Source organism: Microcoleus sp. AS-A8, from assembly GCA_039962225.1.
GTDB lineage: Bacteria > Cyanobacteriota > Cyanobacteriia > Cyanobacteriales > Coleofasciculaceae > Allocoleopsis.
Genome location: JAMPKV010000013.1, coordinates 93623 through 110555 on the forward strand (window position 1 = coordinate 93623; position 16933 = coordinate 110555).

Below are 16933 nucleotides of genomic sequence, written 5' to 3' on the forward strand. Positions count from 1 at the left end.
TATGCTAGTTCAGATATTGCAAAGGACAAGTGGGTAAGTAAGACTTTAGAGATGTTTGCATCCAAGTTGCCTGTATTGGACTTCAACAGATTTAAAAACGAATAGCACCCTTTACAGACAATCTCGATTCGATACTTCTCCATCGGGCATAATTGTTTTACAAATCAGCGCACACCTCATGTTGGCTCCCCCCAAATTGGCATCACTCAGGTTGGCACCGAACAAGTTAACACTTCTCAAATTGCTCGCCATCAAGTTGGCTCCTGTCAAATCGGCTCCACTTAGGTTAGCACTCCTCAGGTTGGCACCAAATAAGTTAGCCTCTCTTAAATAAGCGTGATATAGGTCAGCTTCTCTTAAGATGGCACTACTGAGATAAGCATGATACAGATCGACCTGGCCTAAAAGCGCACCACTCAGGTTGGCATGATATAAGTCAGCTCCGCTCAGATTGGCACCGTTGAGAATTGCACCTTTAAGAATCGCACCATGGAGTATGGCACCACGGAGTACGGCACGATTCAGAAAAGCGCTACTGAGGAGCGCACCGCTCAAGACAGCTTGACTCAAAATGGCACCTCCCAGGTTGGCATCACTCAAATCAGCACTCCTCAGGTTGGCATCAAACAAATCGGCACCCCTGAAGTCGGCACCCCTGAGATCGGTATCGCTTAGATTAATCCCTTCTAGATTAGGAAAATCAAAAGATCTTTCTCCTGCCGCATAACGCTCCAAAAGTTCGATAGCATTCATATATTTGTTTTGAGGAGTTGACTCTAACTGAATTTTTCCAAAATCCAGTCCCAAACCTAAATGGGCGTCATTGTTGCTCTAGGAGTTAGCATCCAATTCCCCGCATCTGTGGCTGGATGCTGGGATTATAAAAGGCGATCACGTCTCGCAATTCCTTTTTTGAGTTGAAATTCAACCGGACTAGAATCGTTGACTCTAATATATAATTGCTAAGTTTCCTAACAGTGAGTTTTGGAATTTAAATTTACAATCCTTATTTTCATTCGATTTATCAATCACAAAGATGGCATTTTTCTATAGGTTAAATCAATAAAAACTCATGAATACTTTAATGAAAGCGATGGAATATGCGAGTAGCCATCTAGATAAATTGATTGCCGCTATAACTCAACATTTATTCCTAGTGGGAGTCCCGATGGCAATTGGCTTAGGGCTGGGTTTACCCTTAGGCTTTCTCAGTTCCCGATCGCGCTCAACCTCAACGATATTAATTAACAGCTTTAATGCTTTACGGGTGATTCCCAGTTTGGCTATTTTATTTGTTGCCATTCCCTATTTCGGACTCACCTTTACTTCAGCAGCGATCGCACTCACGATTTTGGTCATGCCCCCGATTCTGATCAGTACAGATGTGGCGTTTCGGAGTATCGAACCCACCCTTCAAGAAGCCGCCAAAGGCATGGGAATGACACCCCTACAAGTGATACAGCAGGTGGAAATTCCCCTAGCCTTACCTGTGATTATCGCTGGCATCAAAACGGCATCCGTAGAAGCGATCGCTAGCGCAACACTCGCTGCTTTTATTGGTGTTGGGGGGTTAGGTAGCTTTATTGTGCTGGGCTTTGCCCTTTATGACAAGGCCATTCTGCTGGTGGGCGCGATTCCTGTGGCGGTATTAGCACTCATAGCAGAGGTGAGTTTGAGTGTTCTACAACGATCATTACAGCCACCAACAGGCAAGTCATTGATTTTCAAGCATCATGAGCAAGTGGAATCAACCCTAAATTAAGTTAACCAATGAGTTAAACCCATTCCTGTGTAAGGGCGAGACAGGCTTTGCCCCTAGCCTGTAGTCTATGCATCTTTTGAACGGCTATATTAACTTGACATAAACGCGATCGCACCGCTTTGTCTCCACACCCGTTGCGGGTTGATAACCACTGCTTTCGTATAACTTAACGCCTTCTTTGAGGACACTAGCTGTTTCAATCCAAATTTCCTGGAAGCCTCGATCTGCGATCGCGTTTTCTAACTGCTGTAACAAATATTTCCCCAACCCTTGCCCCCGTACAGGCGAAGCCAGATACATTTTGCGAATCTCGACGGCGTGATTTCCTCGCTTGATCGGGTAGTAAGCACCTGTTCCCACTAACTGTCCCTGTTGTTCTACCACCCAAAACTCTCCCCCTACCGCCGTGTAAAAGGTTTCTACCTCTAAAACATCTCGGTCAGCCCCAGTAGGCTCCCAAGGCAAGCCATATTCCGTCAGAGCATCTCTGATAATGGCGGCGGCGGCTTCGCGATCGCGAGGCTCCCAGGCACGAATCAAAAAGTCTTTGTAGAACGTTTCCTGTCGTATTTCAGCATACGGGTTGGGGTTGTCTGTATCACTGACGGGCATATCAAACTCTATTTCAAATGCAAATGTTGAGGAATGCGGTTGCCCTGAAGTTAGCTATGAATTCTTGGCTCAGGATGCAGCGTTGCCAACAACTCACTCTCCTGAATCGCCAACTCCTCCAACCGCGCTTTCACCACATCCCGCTCAAAATAAGTATCCGCGAGCACCCAGTAAACTCCATAGTGCCTCGCCTCAGAGGCCATCAAACTCCGGTAAAATTCAGCTAACTCGCGATCGGGGCAGTGAGTCGCCAGTAATCCCAAACGCTCATGAGAGCGAGCCTCAATCAAACCTGAAACCAGCAATGAATCCAACAATCGCTCCGGTTCAGTCCGACGAACTAAAGCCGTCAATCCCCCACCATAGGGAGGTGCTGAAAGGGGAGCCAAAGGAACACCGCGTCGTTCCAGCCACTGGTTAACCAGCTCAAAGTGTTCCAACTCCTCACGAGCGATCGCCGTTAGCTGACGAACCAGTTGCGTGTTGGATGGGTAGCGAAACATCAAGTTTAGAGCAACTCCCGCCGCCTTACGCTCACAATGAGAGTGGTCGAGTAAAATTATGTTTAGGTGAGTGAGTGCTTGCTCAACCCACTCCCAACGAGTAGGCTGCTTCAGGGTGTTAATAACTGACAGTGTGGAAGAAGACACAGTTTTTCAGGGAATCAACTCAACTTAGAACAGGACAAAGGCTTGCTACTGTTACGGATACTCTTCACTTTAAGGCACTTGAGCTTGAGGAACTATCTTGACAGCTTAAAAGTCTTTCAATCAAAGGCACACATCACCTGCCCTTAAATGCATCTTTTTAGAATACAGGGTCTGGTGCCAAGCAAGACCTAACACTTACAGATTCTCTCTTGGAATCAGAAATTCGGCTGTTGGTTCCTGTTTTAACTCATAAATAATTACTTTGGCTGAGAATCGTCCAGAAGAATTTGGGCATACTGAGAACAGTAAGTATGCCTTGGTGATCGTGACGACACTGACGCAAGCTAACTTCTAAGGGTGCTGCCTGGTATTGGTGCAATTGGATATTAAAAAAGCAAAAATGACCCATCGTCGTATTGTTATCGGTGACGTGCATGGTCACTATGACGCCCTGATGTCCTTATTGGATGCGATCGCCCCTACTGGCGACGACCAAGTTTATTTCCTCGGTGATTTGATTGACCGGGGGCCTCACAGCGCTAAGGTAGTGGAGTTTGTGAAAGAAAGCCCCTACTTCTGCTTGTTGGGTAACCACGAACAAATGTTACTCGATATTTTGGGTGATGGAGAAATCTATGGCCCTGCGCTGCAAGCATGGCTGTACAGTGGCGGTCACAGTACCGTTAACAGCTATGGCGAGGCAGGTGTACGCCAAGATCATATTGAGTGGATGCGGACGCTACCCACCTATATGGACTTAGGAGATACCTGGTTAGTCCATGCCGGTGTCCATCCCCGAATTCCCCTAGAGAAGCAAACCTCGGAGCAATTCTGCTGGATTCGTGATGAATTCCACAGTATGCCACAGCCTTACTTCCCCAATAAACTCATTATCACAGGTCATACCATCACCTTTACCCTGCCTGGAGTGCTTCCTGGCAAACTTGCCCAAGGTCGAGGTTGGCTCGATATCGATACGGGTGCTTATCATCCCAAAAGTGGCTGGATGACCGCTGTAGACCTCACCAATTCCCTGGTGTATCAAGCCAACGTCTTTCGCCGCCGCCTGCGTAAATTACCACTGGCGGAAGCGGTGACACGGGTCGAGCCTTCTAATATCCTTCCACGCCGCTCCGCGGTACGCTAGTGACTACGGCTGCATTGGAATCAAAAGGCCAAAAGCCCATTTATTCAAGGTTTAAAACCCCTGTCTTGAGGCAGGGAGTTCCCATTTGGAAATCAGAATTTTGAATTCATTGTGACATTCCCGTCCCTTAGCAGAGACGGGTTTTACAGGGCGGGGTCTATAACAGAGCGCGTATTTTGGTTTTGTAGGCGGTTGTATTTAAGCCATCTCCTGCATTTGCCCCTTGCGAGCCAATGGCTTGCTGTAGCCCTTGAATTCGATCTGAGGTTGCCGGGTGACTACTCAAGAAAGTAGGAACAGAACCTCTGGCCTTCAGCAGCTTTTCCATAAAGGAAACCATCGCCGAGGGCGCATAGCCTGCTTTGGTCAAGTTTTGTAATCCCATTTGATCGGCTTCAAACTCGTCCTTGCGGCTGTTGGGACGCTTCAAAGCTAGTTCTACTCCAATATTGACCATCGTATTGCGGTCTAGTCCAGCCGCTGACGCCACGCCTCTGGCGATCGCCGCCTGCCGCATTTGCCCAATGGAATGACGCCCAACAATATGACCAATTTCATGGGACATCACACTCGCCAACTCAGCCTCATTGTCTGCGGCGGCAATCAAACCCGCATTAACATAAACAAACCCCCCCATTGTGGCAAAGGCATTGATACTCTTATCATTAACCACCTGAAAGGTATAAGGAATATCAGGGCGTTTGCTCTTTTGTGCCAAGCGCTGACCAATGTCATTGACGTAGCGATTAATTTCAGAATTACGATAGAGCCTAATCTCGCTGCCGACTAGCTGGCTATTAATCTGCTTACCAATTTGAACTTCCTGATTATTGGAAATATTGGATAGCTGGATGACCTGAATCCCGTTAAGAATGAGGTCAAACAAAGAGGCTTGCGATGCTTGGGCGATACCCACGACAAGACTCAACGCCAAGACGAAGGATACTACAGGAGATAACAGGCGATGCCGATAACGATAGGACAGTGAGGACAAAAACTTAAACATGGCGAATACGGCTAACACAGCTATATTTAATCAGCTTAGAAAACAAGGACGTTCTTTGGGGGCGTTTAGTTGCCATCTCGGTCTGATCCTGTCACCGATGGTCAAGGCTATCCCAAAAAGTCGTTGAGTCGTAGGAGGCGTTACGCTGTCCCCAAAACCTAGACTAGCCACGTCGGTTATATCCCAATTTTTCGGATAGGTCTATTGTTCCCAAACCCATCATCGAGTCTGGTAAACCCATACTCTACAGGACGAGAATTTATGCCGCAAGGCAGACCCTATCCTGCTGATCTGTTATATCAGTCGTGGTAACTTATCACAGGACTGTCATCATGAGCATCTAGCTAGCCTTTTCATCAATTGTGCTAGAGAATGCTTCTTGGATGGTTTGGTTGGCAAAGACACACGCACGACGTTTCATGGCTATTTTGGATTCTAAAGGACGTTTATTTGGTAAGGTGAGCATTCTCGACGTGGGTGCTACCTTGGTGATTTTATTAGTGATTGTCGGTATCTTTTTCTTTCCCGGCACCACCGGCTCTGTGGCACAAATGGGCGGTGCAACGAAACCCGTAGAAGTGGATTTGATTGTTCGGGGTCTTTCTGTGCGCGATCCCGACGCCTTACTCAAGCAATTTGCGGAGAAAAAGACGACCAATATCATCATTCGCAATCAACCCTACGGTCAGGTTGATATTAAGTCTGTAAAGACACTGCCATCCATGTTAGCGGTGCCACAGCCGGATGGCACGGTCAAAGAGCTACCCGATCCGAGGTCTAACTCTTTTAGTACTGATATGACGATGACCTTGGTTGGTAAAGGACAAATTACCAAAGATGGCCCAGTGTTAGGTAATAACAAAATTAAAATTGGCACGCCAGTGGAGTTGGAGGGCACGGATTACAACTTCAGAGCTAGCGTCATTGAAGTCAGAGTACAGTAAAAAAAGTTGAAGGATGAAGGAAGAAGTAAGGGGTCTCTGGTCTAAGAATTGGTCATAAGCTTAGCCTGTAGCTCACTTCTATACTGCATCCTTCATTCTTTTCTAATCCCCAGTCCCGGAATTAAGAGATTTTAAATATCGCCGGATTAAACCAATGGTTACCGCAGGCAGTTCTAACTGAGGTGTCAACCCAACATCGTCAAGAGGTTGAAAAATGCGAATAGCTTTTGGATTGAGTGAGGCAAGGCGTTGACCAATTTCTGGCCCTGTAAATTGGGACTTCTGTCCCCAGATCATGGCCGTGGGGGTAGTCAATTGAGGAATGTATAGCGACAAGTCAAAGCATAAATCTCCCCGCACAAAGGCCAATGCAGCATATTCGGCGTTAGGCTGCTGAGCTGATTCTAAATAGGCGTTAACGATTTCTTCATAAACTCGGCTGCTCTGGGCAAATTGCCTACCTTCCAAGAAACTGCGAATACCCGCGCTGTTGGCAACACCTGTGCTGTAGATGATACGGTCAAGAATGGGGGTGCTGACCAACTGTGCAAAAAAGCTGCGCGTGTAGTTTTCCCCAAAATCTGATAGTCCTGCGGGTGTAGTGAGAATCAGACATTTAAATAGCTCAGGACGAGCAATCGCCGCTCGGATCGTAAAGGCGGCGGTCAGAGAAGAAGCAACGACTGATGTTGGTGCTGTACAAGTCTGTTCAATGAACTCTATGATTGTAGTAATGTAGTCATCTATTTTGTAATTCCGTTCAGGGTGCGCTGAACGACCCCAACCAATTAAATCGGGTGCAAGAATTTTATACTCAGTCGCAAAGGCTGGGTATACCTTTGACCATTCATAGGCAGATGAACCACCGCCAAAGCCATGCAAGAACACTAAGGATGGCTGATCTGTGGGGTCGGCGGCTTCGGGTTCCTGCCAAGGTTCCCCCTCGGCGGTGTAATACACCATTCGTCCCAGCGAGGTCACCACGGAGTGCTGCTTAAAACCATTTGGCTCAATCATGCCCAAACCTCATCACTACTGTCATCATCCCTGATTTTGGCGTAAGACCACTTCTTACTCTTGGTTGATTCTTGGACACAACTAGAGTTGGGGAACTGGGAAGACTCACATTTCATCAAAATATTTTAGAGGAGTGGGAGCTTGTCCTAAAAAAGTACGAACTCAAATCAGTAATTCTTTAAAAGACTTTTGTAGTCTTGATTGTCTGCTTTTTTCCGGAACAGTATTTTCCTGCCAAGGAAAATAAATCAGAATAAATAAAATCCTTCCGCAATGGTGATTTGAGAAGTTAGATGATGCAAAGATGTTTCTGGATTGAGGGATGGCTGGCTCACGTAAAAACAAAAAATGTTCGCTGGTTCCGCGTCAACTCCGTTGACGGTCAGGCGGTTTTTGAGAAAGTGCGTTCATATTAGTGTTATGGCAATACAGTGCAGTATCCAGTTGAATGAAGTCAGCGATTCTAATATTTTTGAGTCGGACACTGACTTAAAGGAGCCGCAAGCCGTAATTGCTTCTCCCGATTGGGACGTAGCTGAATTTGACTCTAATTTAGTCGTGAGAAGACCTTCTAGCGTCTGTCTTAACCTGGAAGACTTAAATTGCTTTGAAGTTGTGGATCGCCAGTTTCACCACTACGGGATCACCTTTGAAAATGCGATCGCTCTACAGCCCTCAAACCCAGCCTATCCCCCACCTCAGACGGGGACGACGGTACTCATGGGAGCGCCTAAAAGTGGTTGGCTGGAAGTGACATTTTTACACCCTGTTCATCAGTTCTGCTGCCATGTCACCAGTTCTCAGCGGATGCTGCTGTCTGCCTACGATCACCAGAACAAACTCCTGATTCGGAAGTCTCTGAGCAAAGCCAACTTAGCCGGTTCTGATTCGCCCGTTCCGCCCAATGCCTCATTCCGAATTGAGGTACCCCATATTTCTCGGATTACCTTCTATGCCTTTGATGGTCAACTGACTCTATCTGACCTAAGTTTTTCTTTTTAAGCTACATATTGCTACCGTTTGGGACGATAGTGCCTCCCAGTCTGCTAATCGATCGAACTGACCCGCTTATCGCCTATGATTAATTTGATTACTGGGGTGGCAGCAACTCCTCCACTCAATTGAAAGCGTTGAAAATCGGTTGATGGCAAAAGTCAAAGGTCGAGCGTTTAAGCCGCTTTATCTACAACAGTTACGTGAACCTGGGGGCTGGGTTGTTGGTCTAACCCTCGTTGTAGCAATGCTTTTTTGGCATTGGAAGCTTCTGCTGGCAACAAGTATCGGTGCGTTGGTCATGTTGCTAGTCTACAGGATGCAAGAGTGGGACTGGCAACGTTACTGGTCGAGTTTAAGCCAGTTTTTGAGGGGGTATAATCAGCCATTAACTCGAGCTGTTGGTAGTGGTGCTATGGCTACCCTCAGTACCTACATGATCATTTCCATTTGGGTTGACTCTGATAGCCCTTGGATTGCAGCTAGTACAATAGTTCAAATTTTGGGCAACCTCACCATTCTCACCCTCGTAGTTTGGCAGACGCTCAACCGCCCAGCGAGTCAGAATGTAGTTAACCTGGATCAGATGCTTAGCGGTCTCACCGACGCTAACCCAGTCAAGCGCTTAGTCGCAGTGCAACAACTAACCCAGTGGGGAACAGACCCCTTCTTACACCTGTCAGAGCGCTGTGTTGTCGCTGATTGCTTTCGCTTGATGTTAACTCATGAGCAGGAAGCCGTCATTCGAGGAGCAGTTCTTGATGGTCTTCAGGTACTAGACAATAACCGGATGTTAGGAAAAGGTACTCAGCCTTTGCAAGTCCCCATGGTTTTGAAGCAGTCTGCTGACAAACTCCACCGCTAATCAATCCACTGCTAATCCCTGGAATAAAGTGGAGATTAAATTTTACTTTGCCCCCTCCTGCTTCAGTGAGGGTTTGGACGGGGTTATTGACGATTACTGTATCGGCTCAGCTTTGGTGACAGAGGCATTGTTAACTCCCAGAGTGAGCTGCAAAGGTTTACGGGAAGGATAGGCTCTAGCAACCTGTCGGTAAACATCGTAGTTGGTCGGTAGCGTTACCGTCTGCCCATCTTGTTGGTAAGTCATTTCGTATTTTACATTACGTAATATTTCGGGTTTGCTAAATTCTTCCCCAGACATTTGCCGTTGTTCGACTTCATTGATACTGGGTCGTGGCGGCAGTGCAGACCACCACAAGCCTTTGTCATCGGGTCCAATCACAGCCTCTTTGGGTTTCTCGCCATTGCGGTTGAGTAGGGAATTTGAGGCGAACTCTTCAAAACGCGGCTGCTTTTCATTTGCAGGGCTAGTGAAATACTGGACTTGCCAAGTCATAGCGGTGAGTGCAGTTGCTTCATACTGATTAGTAGTCACCGTGTCACAACCGCTGAGAGTGACTGCCACACAGCAGCTCACCCAGAACAAAAAGAGCTGGCGATACTTTAGGTAACGGTTGACGCTGAAATTAAGACTCTCTAACTCCACCTGACCTCTAGTAACTCAGAAAAAACAACCGAATGCAGCTTGCTCCGCTTTACCCTATTGTGTACAAAATTCTGAAACCGTTGTTTCCCAGTTGTCTTTGGTCAGGAACGACCGCGTCACGAACCATCGCCCTGACCTTTGATGATGGCCCCCATCCGCAGTACACCCCAGAACTCCTGCAAGTTCTAGACCACTACAACATTAAAGCGAGTTTTTTCTGGCTGGGGGCTTGTGTGCAGCGGGCACCTAGCATTGCTCAAGCCGTTTATCAGCGGGATCACTGGATTGGGTTACATGGATATTACCATGACTCCTTTGCCTTGCTCTCGCCGGAGGCACTCCAGCAGAGTTTGGCGAAAACTCAAGAAGCGATTTGCGCCGCGCTGGCGACCGCTACACATGACGCTAAGGCTTGTCACCTCCACCCAGACCGTATTCGAGACGTTCGCCCTCCCAATGGTTTGTTTACCCCCCAGACTTTGAGTTTATTGCACCAGTGGAATTACCGACCCGTCATGTGGAGCGTTGTACCGGAAGATTGGGAGCGCCCTGGCATTGATGTCGTCGTGCAGCGAGTTTTACAGCAGGTTCGCAATGGGTCGCTGATTGTCTTACACGATGGTTACTGCGGAGGACAAGATGTGGCTGAAACAACGGCTCAGTTAATCCCTCGGTTGTTAGAGCAAGGTTATGATTTCATCACGATCGACCAATTATGGCAACTTTCTCCTGCCTAAGGCGAAGTAATTTTTGTCATCTGGGGGATATTCTCAAGCTTTTTTAATCTGGATCTTGACGCAAGTGCTAAGTTTGTGTGTTAAAACAGTTGTTTTACGGATGTCTTACACAAACGCATCTTTGGTTGAAACTTTATCGGTCTCCAGTTAGAGAAAAATGTCCCCACGTCGAAAATTTTCGCTAACGTAGTCACAGAAGAGGTCAAAAAAGAACATTTGTACCAAAAAACTCGTGGCACTATGGATTTCCAGCTCTCCCCTTACTGTCATCTATCCGCTGAATTCATTAAAATGGCTTAGTGTATTTCAGCTATTTATCTGGGGTCATCAAGATTGAAGCTAGAGTAGATTTAGGAAAGATTGGCCCCACAAGGAGAGACTACTCCAATTTCCGACCCGAAGAGATACCCGAAAAGTAGCGACAACCCTCACATTACATTTGATAATGATAATGATCTCGAATCAGCTTGTGAACACAGCATAGGAGAATCGGAACCTAGCTAACACCAGCCGATAGAGTTTTTGGCGCAAGCCCCAGGACAAGGTAACTCAAGCAAAATGAATTGACTATGGGTGCATTAATTCCAGTGAGATTAGCTTTGTGTAAAAGCAATTTGTAAATTAGATTCATCACCTTTGAGATTGAAGCTAAAAACCTAAGTCCAAATTTGGTAATTAAGGCTACAATCAAAAAGTCTCAAGAGAAGCCAGAATTCAAACTTACTGTAAGCGAGCATTCGCGAGAACGTTGAGGAGCGAAAGTAGATGCCGAATCTAACGGGTCGAACTCAGCGATCAAAGAAGACCTAGAATGCTACAGAAAGTGACTCACTGGCTACGCTATGTAAGTAGATTAACAAACACTATCTACTGGTCTTTAATTGAAGGAGCATGAGGAAAAAGGCATGACCCAGGCAAACGACGTACTCGCAACACTAACTCAACCCGAAAGCGAGTTTGAATTCTTGATCGAGGATGAAGCGAACCGAGACGAGCTGGTGGACGCTCAACCGGATGAGGAAGACGGTAAGCCTGGAAAGGTGCGCTCTACCCGTCGTCGCGCACAAGCAAAGAAAAAACACTATACAGAAGATTCAATTCGCCTGTATCTGCAAGAAATCGGTCGAATTCGGTTGTTGCGGGCAGATGAAGAGATTGAACTGGCTCGTAAAATTGCGGATTTATTAGAGTTAGAGCGTGTACGCGATCGCTTGTCTGATCAATTAGAGCGAGAGCCACAAGATAGCGAATGGGCAACCGAGGTGAACATGCCTCTGCAAGCCTTCCGTCACCGCCTTTACGTAGGGCGGAGAGCGAAGGACAAAATGGTACAGTCTAACCTGCGTCTGGTTGTTTCCATTGCCAAAAAATACATGAATCGAGGTCTTTCATTCCAAGACTTGATTCAAGAAGGCTCTCTAGGTTTAATTCGTGCCGCTGAGAAGTTTGATCATGAAAAAGGCTACAAGTTCTCCACCTATGCAACTTGGTGGATTAGGCAGGCTATCACCCGTGCTATAGCCGATCAGTCCCGCACGATTCGCTTACCTGTTCACCTGTACGAGACAATCTCGCGGATCAAAAAAACTACTAAAATCCTCTCTCAAGAAATGGGTCGTAAGCCCACCGAAGAAGAAATTGCTGATCGCATGGAAATGACCATCGAGAAGCTGCGATTCATTGCCAAATCTGCCCAACTTCCCATCTCCCTCGAAACACCGATCGGTAAAGAAGAAGACTCCCGTCTTGGAGACTTTATTGAAGCCGATGGCGAAACTCCAGAAGATCAAGTTTCCAAAAATCTGCTTCGGGAAGACCTCGAAAGCGTTCTTGACACCCTTAGCCCCCGCGAACGTGATGTTCTCCGCTTACGTTACGGGTTGGATGATGGACGTATGAAGACCCTGGAAGAAATTGGTCAAATTTTCAACGTCACTCGCGAACGAATTCGGCAAATTGAAGCCAAAGCGCTCCGCAAACTGCGCCATCCCAATCGCAACAGTATTCTCAAAGAATACATTCGCTAAATAGCTGGTCACAAGACTGGTACAAAAAGAGAGGAGCGACTTTAATGCCGCTCCTCTTTATTAATTATTAATTAATCCTGTACAATAATCTATTACACATTTAACTTGCATATAGGCAACCGCTAAAATCCTGATCCACATAGGGGTTTGCTGTTTTAACGTTTGACTTTTGACTTTGCTTATAGCCTTGCCAAAACAGCAAATTACCAACAAAAAAGCTGGGTTCTTTATTAATAAACACCCAGCGAATGAATTGAGATTGACTACAGATTGGACAATTAGGGAATTACAGCAAACCCCAGAAGTGCAATACACCTTGACCTGTAACGAACTCAGTAATCAGAGCGGCAACGAAGCCAATCATGGCTAAACGACCGTTCCAATTTTCTGCTTGAGGCGTAAAGCCGAATTTGGCATCGTTGCGAGATTCGCCTTGCATAGTTTTTGCTCCGTTGGTAACTTGTGTAAACTTGTATGTAAACTAATGTAACCAATGGTTGGCAAAACGGCAAGCCTCTGTTTTTGCAATCTGAATAGATTCTGTTTAAGGTATGGATAAAGGTTGAGATAGGTGATTGCCTACAAGAGCCGCCGCTCTAAATTCCGAGACTTATTAAGAAAGGGATTATGTCTATCATCGCTTCCCAACTACCCGCTCGATTAGATTATTACTACCACCAAATCAAGGCGGTCATCCTGAAACGCCAAAACCCGATGACGGGTTTATTACCAGCCAGTACGGCGATTAATGCCCACGGCGACTACACCGACGCCTGGGTACGGGATAACGTTTACAGTATTTTGGCGGTTTGGGGACTAGCCTTGGCTTACCGCAAGCTCGATGCAGATGGTGGGCGTACCTTTGAACTGGAACACAACGTTGTCAAGCTGATGCGGGGGCTGCTGTTCTGCATGATGCGGCAAGCTCACAAAGTAGAACAGTTTAAAGAAACCCAATCGCTGATGGACGCCCTGCACGCCAAATACAATACCAGCACGGGCGACGTGGTTGTGGGCGATGACCAGTGGGGTCATTTGCAACTGGATGCAACCTCCCTGTTCTTGCTGATGCTGGCTCAGATGACGGCATCAGGGCTGTACATCATCTATACAATCGACGAAGTTAGCTTTGTCCAAAATCTTGTTTATTACATCGGTCGGGCGTATCGTACACCCGATTACGGCATCTGGGAGCGAGGGAATAAGGTCAATCATGGCAATCCTGAACTGAACGCAAGTTCGGTTGGGATGGCAAAAGCGGCATTGGAAGCGATTAATGGGTTAGATTTATTCGGTGTTCGGGGTTCAGCGGCGTCTGTGATTCATGTATTACCCGATGAAATGGCGCGATCGCGAATTACACTAGAATATCTTCTGCCCCGCGAGTCGGGTTCCAAAGAAACAGATGCGGCTCTTTTAAGTGTGATTGGATTCCCCGCCTTTGCCATAGAAGACGCCGAACTCATCGAACGAACCAAGAACGACATCGTCAAGAAGCTAGAAGGGCGATACGGTTGCAAACGCTTCCTGCGGGATGGTCACCAAACAGTTTTAGAAGATACTACACGCCTGCACTACGACCCCTGGGAACTGCAAAAGTTTGAACATATTGAGTGCGAGTGGCCTTTATTTTTTTCCTATCTGGTGCTCGATGGGCTTTTTCGGGGAGACACCGAGCAAGTTCAAAACTATCAAGCGCGTTTAGAAAGTTTGTTAGTTGAGCGAGACGGACTCAAACTGCTACCCGAATTGTATTACGTACCCCAGGAGAACATCGAAGCAGAGCGGCAGTCTCCTCGTAGCCAGAGGCGTCTTCCTAACGAAAATGTGCCTTTGGTGTGGGCACAGAGTTTATACTATTTGGGTCAGATGCTGAGTGAAGGACTAATCGCACCTGGAGATATTGACCCCTTGGGGCGTCATTTATGCATCGGGCGTCATCAAGATCCGGTGGTGCAAATTGCTCTACTCGCAGAGGATGAAGATTTACAGACTCAACTAGCCACTTACGGGATTGCCACGCAAACCCCCAAACAGGTAGAGCCGATGCAGGTGCGTCAGGCGATCGAGCTGTCAACGGTTTATGCTCAAATGGGGCATTGTGATGCGCTTTCGTTAACGGGACGCCCGGTGCGACGGTTGCGGAGTCTGACAACGTCGAGAATCTTTCGGATTGGGCAAGAAACAATTGTGTTTCTGCCTGCGTTTTTGGATCAGCAGCAGTTTTATCTGACTCTGGATTACCATTTTCTGGTGGATCAGATTAAAAGTGAACTCGCCTACATTCAGCGCCACTGGAGTGAACTCGGTCGTCCAACGATGACGCTGTTGTTAACTCATACCATGTGGGAAACCAGCCGGGAAGCGATGGAGAATAGGCACAGAGGCAGAGAAGGCGAAAATCTCTCAATTTCCCATCCAAAATCCCAAGATTCACCCCTTTTAGAGTTAATTCAGCAACTAAAAGAAGGTTGGTGTGAAGGTGTTCGGGTCAAGCTAGGGCGTCTCAATCAATTGTTACTCACGGCTGGAATCGAACGCATCGATTTTCTACAAGAGTTTGAATTTACCCAATCAGCGGTTAAAGATGCGATTCCACGTCAGTATTACTTAACTAGTCGTCCTGGACAACATGGGCCATTAGGACATACTCAGGAATTTTTACTGGAGTGTGAAACAAATCTGGGGTTATTGCTGGACAGTTTGCGGGAATCGGATAACCTCTACGAACAAATCGAGTTGTTGCGTACTCTGAAACGTCTGCGGGGATTAGATTTCGATACGGGATTTGGGGGGCCAGGGCCACGGGTGACAGTGGCGGATTTGCTGAATGAAGTTTATCTCAAAGCGGGTACTGAATCGGTTTCTCCTTACTGGGCGGTGGTACGTCAAGCCGCTGGTTTGCTGAACAAGGCGGATATCAGTTTGTCGGATGCAGTGACGGAAATGTTGGTGCGCGGTAAGCAGATTACCGTGGGAAGAGCTTATAGTGAGGCATCGCTGATTAAAAATCCAATGTCGCACTTGGAACTTCAAGCGAAGATTGATGAATTCTGTCGGGAAGATATTCGCGATCGCGTTTTGACCCAAGAAATTCTGATTTATTTGGGTACCATTATCAAAGCAGAACCCTCTTTACTCAAGGGTTTGCTGACGCTACGAGTGGGGTACCTGATTCTGCTATTAACCAGCGAACTGGCGGCTGAAGTAGGGGTGACTCAGGATGAAGCCTATGAGCGACTCATGCACTTAAGCCCATTTGAAATTAAGATGCGGTTACGCTCTTGTATCGCGGGATATGAGGGCATGAACCAAAAGCTGCGTCAACAAGAATCATTGCACGTCAAGCGACTTGATCGCGAGATTAATTGGGGTGTCTTATCGGGCGAACGGGAGGAGACGGAGGAGACACCCACGGTTGGCAGTTGGGTAAGAAAGCGGCAGTTAGATGGTGCAGCCGGTCGGGTTCCCAAAAACTTCTATCCTAGTGTTTGGCTAGTGATGAAACATTGTAGGGGTTTGGTGATTGGGGATAAGTTGGAGCGTCGGAATCGCTTGGATAGCGCTCCGATTCTCTCCGAGATGACACCAGGGGAAAAGAATTTTGCCTTGCGGGTGGAGCATTTGCTCAATAAGATTGAAGCGCCAGAATATCGCCAAGTCAATATTGAGGCGTTGATGGAACTGGCGGCGATCGCAGAACGCAATCCGGAGTTACAAGTGGAAGAGTATATTGTGTTCGATGTTCTCATCGGTCATGCTGTACGCTTGGCCTGGTTGGAGCGATTTCCCGAAAAAGCAGATCGATATGATGAGTATAAGGCGGCGGCTTGGCGTGCCTTTTACGATACCTCACCCACTGAGTGTGCAGGTCATATCCTGAAGGCGTTCCGTTTCTTAACTCAGGTGGGACAGGCGACGGCTGTTTAGAGCAAAAACGGGGATTAGGGAAAAGAGCGATCGCACTTCCAGGATGAGGCAGATTACCATAGAACTAATCCCCGTGATTCGGGAAGAGATTGCCAAGCATCAAGGCAAATTCAATTAATCCAACATCCAAAATCGATATGTCTCATTTCACAACCATTAAAGTTCAAATCAAAAATGGCGAGATGCTGCATCAGGCATTGGAAGAATTGGGATACAAGGTAGAGTGCAACAAAAAAGTCAGGGGATACCTCGGAGACACCGCCAAAGCTGAATATGTGATCCGGCAGGATAATGGGTATGATTTGGGCTTTCGTCACGATGGTGAAACTTATGAATTAGTGGCGGATTTCTGGGGCGCGAGAATTGATCAGAAAGGGTTTATTAACTCGTTGATGCAAAAGTACGCCCACAAAACTCTAATGGCATCCGTGCAAGAGCAAGGGTTTAATGTGGAGCAGGAAGAAACCCTGGAAGATGGCACAGTGCGAGTCGTTGTGGGACGGTGGGTGTAGTTCGCTGTCGTCGATGCTGACATGTGCTGATATTTAGGGGGTGAGGGAGTCACCTCACTCTCCAATATCGAAAATTCTTATTTTGA

At 47.0% G+C, this 16933-nt stretch carries 16 protein-coding genes; 9 read left to right on the forward strand and 7 right to left on the reverse strand.

Going from position 1 to position 16933, the window contains the following annotated elements; all coding sequences use genetic code 11:
* Positions 1-111: 111 nt before the first annotated feature.
* Positions 112-753: a pentapeptide repeat-containing protein gene (locus NDI48_20820; protein MEP0833610.1), complete on the reverse strand. Its 642-nt coding sequence runs from the start codon at positions 751-753 to the stop codon at positions 112-114.
* A gap of 319 nt (positions 754-1072) precedes the next feature.
* Between NDI48_20820 and NDI48_20825 the strand changes: the two genes are divergently transcribed.
* Complete coding sequence (locus tag NDI48_20825; protein MEP0833611.1) at positions 1073-1762, forward strand: ABC transporter permease; 690 nt, start codon at positions 1073-1075, stop codon at positions 1760-1762.
* 84 nt (positions 1763-1846) lie between these two features.
* Here the strand turns inward: NDI48_20825 and NDI48_20830 are convergent, their stop codons facing one another.
* Both NDI48_20830 and NDI48_20835 read right to left on the reverse strand, forming a co-directional pair.
* Positions 1847-2374, reverse strand: a complete 528-nt coding sequence (locus NDI48_20830) for a GNAT family N-acetyltransferase (protein ID MEP0833612.1) — start codon at positions 2372-2374, stop codon at positions 1847-1849.
* A gap of 50 nt (positions 2375-2424) precedes the next feature.
* A complete protein-coding gene (locus tag NDI48_20835) occupies positions 2425-3024 on the reverse strand; it encodes a tRNA isopentenyl-2-thiomethyl-A-37 hydroxylase MiaE (GenBank protein ID MEP0833613.1) in 600 nt (199 codons plus the stop codon).
* Between the two features lie 400 nt (positions 3025-3424).
* Here NDI48_20835 and NDI48_20840 point away from each other — a divergent pair, with 400 nt between their 5' ends.
* Positions 3425-4171 (forward strand): serine/threonine protein phosphatase, encoded by a 747-nt coding sequence (locus NDI48_20840; GenBank protein ID MEP0833614.1) that lies wholly within the window; start codon positions 3425-3427, stop codon positions 4169-4171.
* Between the two features lie 157 nt (positions 4172-4328).
* On the opposite strand, the gene NDI48_20845 is transcribed toward NDI48_20840, so the two are convergent.
* Entirely contained in the window at positions 4329-5177 is an 849-nt protein-coding gene (locus NDI48_20845) for a M48 family metallopeptidase (protein MEP0833615.1), read from the reverse strand.
* A 419-nt stretch (positions 5178-5596) separates the two neighbouring features.
* Between NDI48_20845 and NDI48_20850 the strand changes: the two genes are divergently transcribed.
* Positions 5597-6121 (forward strand): DUF4330 domain-containing protein, encoded by a 525-nt coding sequence (locus NDI48_20850; protein ID MEP0833616.1) that lies wholly within the window; start codon positions 5597-5599, stop codon positions 6119-6121.
* 102 nt (positions 6122-6223) lie between these two features.
* On the opposite strand, the gene NDI48_20855 is transcribed toward NDI48_20850, so the two are convergent.
* Positions 6224-7138, reverse strand: a complete 915-nt coding sequence (locus NDI48_20855) for an alpha/beta hydrolase (GenBank protein ID MEP0833617.1) — start codon at positions 7136-7138, stop codon at positions 6224-6226.
* A 420-nt stretch (positions 7139-7558) separates the two neighbouring features.
* Here NDI48_20855 and NDI48_20860 point away from each other — a divergent pair, with 420 nt between their 5' ends.
* Positions 7559-8140 carry a hypothetical protein gene (locus tag NDI48_20860; protein ID MEP0833618.1) on the forward strand — a complete coding sequence of 194 codons (582 nt, stop codon included), beginning with the start codon at positions 7559-7561 and terminating at the stop codon, positions 8138-8140.
* A 142-nt stretch (positions 8141-8282) separates the two neighbouring features.
* Positions 8283-8996 (forward strand): hypothetical protein, encoded by a 714-nt coding sequence (locus tag NDI48_20865; protein ID MEP0833619.1) that lies wholly within the window; start codon positions 8283-8285, stop codon positions 8994-8996.
* A gap of 93 nt (positions 8997-9089) precedes the next feature.
* On the opposite strand, the gene NDI48_20870 is transcribed toward NDI48_20865, so the two are convergent.
* Complete coding sequence (locus tag NDI48_20870) at positions 9090-9560, reverse strand: hypothetical protein (protein ID MEP0833620.1); 471 nt, start codon at positions 9558-9560, stop codon at positions 9090-9092.
* Between the two features lie 113 nt (positions 9561-9673).
* Here NDI48_20870 and NDI48_20875 point away from each other — a divergent pair, with 113 nt between their 5' ends.
* Both NDI48_20875 and rpoD read left to right on the forward strand, forming a co-directional pair.
* Complete coding sequence (locus NDI48_20875) at positions 9674-10378, forward strand: polysaccharide deacetylase family protein (GenBank protein ID MEP0833621.1); 705 nt, start codon at positions 9674-9676, stop codon at positions 10376-10378.
* A gap of 905 nt (positions 10379-11283) precedes the next feature.
* Positions 11284-12405: an RNA polymerase sigma factor RpoD gene (gene rpoD / locus NDI48_20880; GenBank protein MEP0833622.1), complete on the forward strand. Its 1122-nt coding sequence runs from the start codon at positions 11284-11286 to the stop codon at positions 12403-12405.
* 286 nt (positions 12406-12691) lie between these two features.
* Here the strand turns inward: rpoD and NDI48_20885 are convergent, their stop codons facing one another.
* The gene (locus NDI48_20885) at positions 12692-12844 is read right to left on the reverse strand and encodes a chlorophyll a/b-binding protein (protein MEP0833623.1); all 153 of its coding nucleotides are present in this window, start codon (positions 12842-12844) and stop codon (positions 12692-12694) included.
* 188 nt (positions 12845-13032) lie between these two features.
* On the opposite strand from NDI48_20885, the gene NDI48_20890 reads away from it, so the two are divergent.
* Both NDI48_20890 and NDI48_20895 read left to right on the forward strand, forming a co-directional pair.
* On the forward strand, positions 13033-16335 hold the full coding sequence (locus tag NDI48_20890; protein ID MEP0833624.1) for a glycoside hydrolase family 15 protein: 3303 nt from the start codon (positions 13033-13035) through the stop codon (positions 16333-16335).
* Positions 16336-16472: 137 nt separating this feature from the next.
* Positions 16473-16847, forward strand: a complete 375-nt coding sequence (locus tag NDI48_20895) for a DUF1257 domain-containing protein (GenBank protein MEP0833625.1) — start codon at positions 16473-16475, stop codon at positions 16845-16847.
* Positions 16848-16933 lie beyond the last annotated feature (86 nt).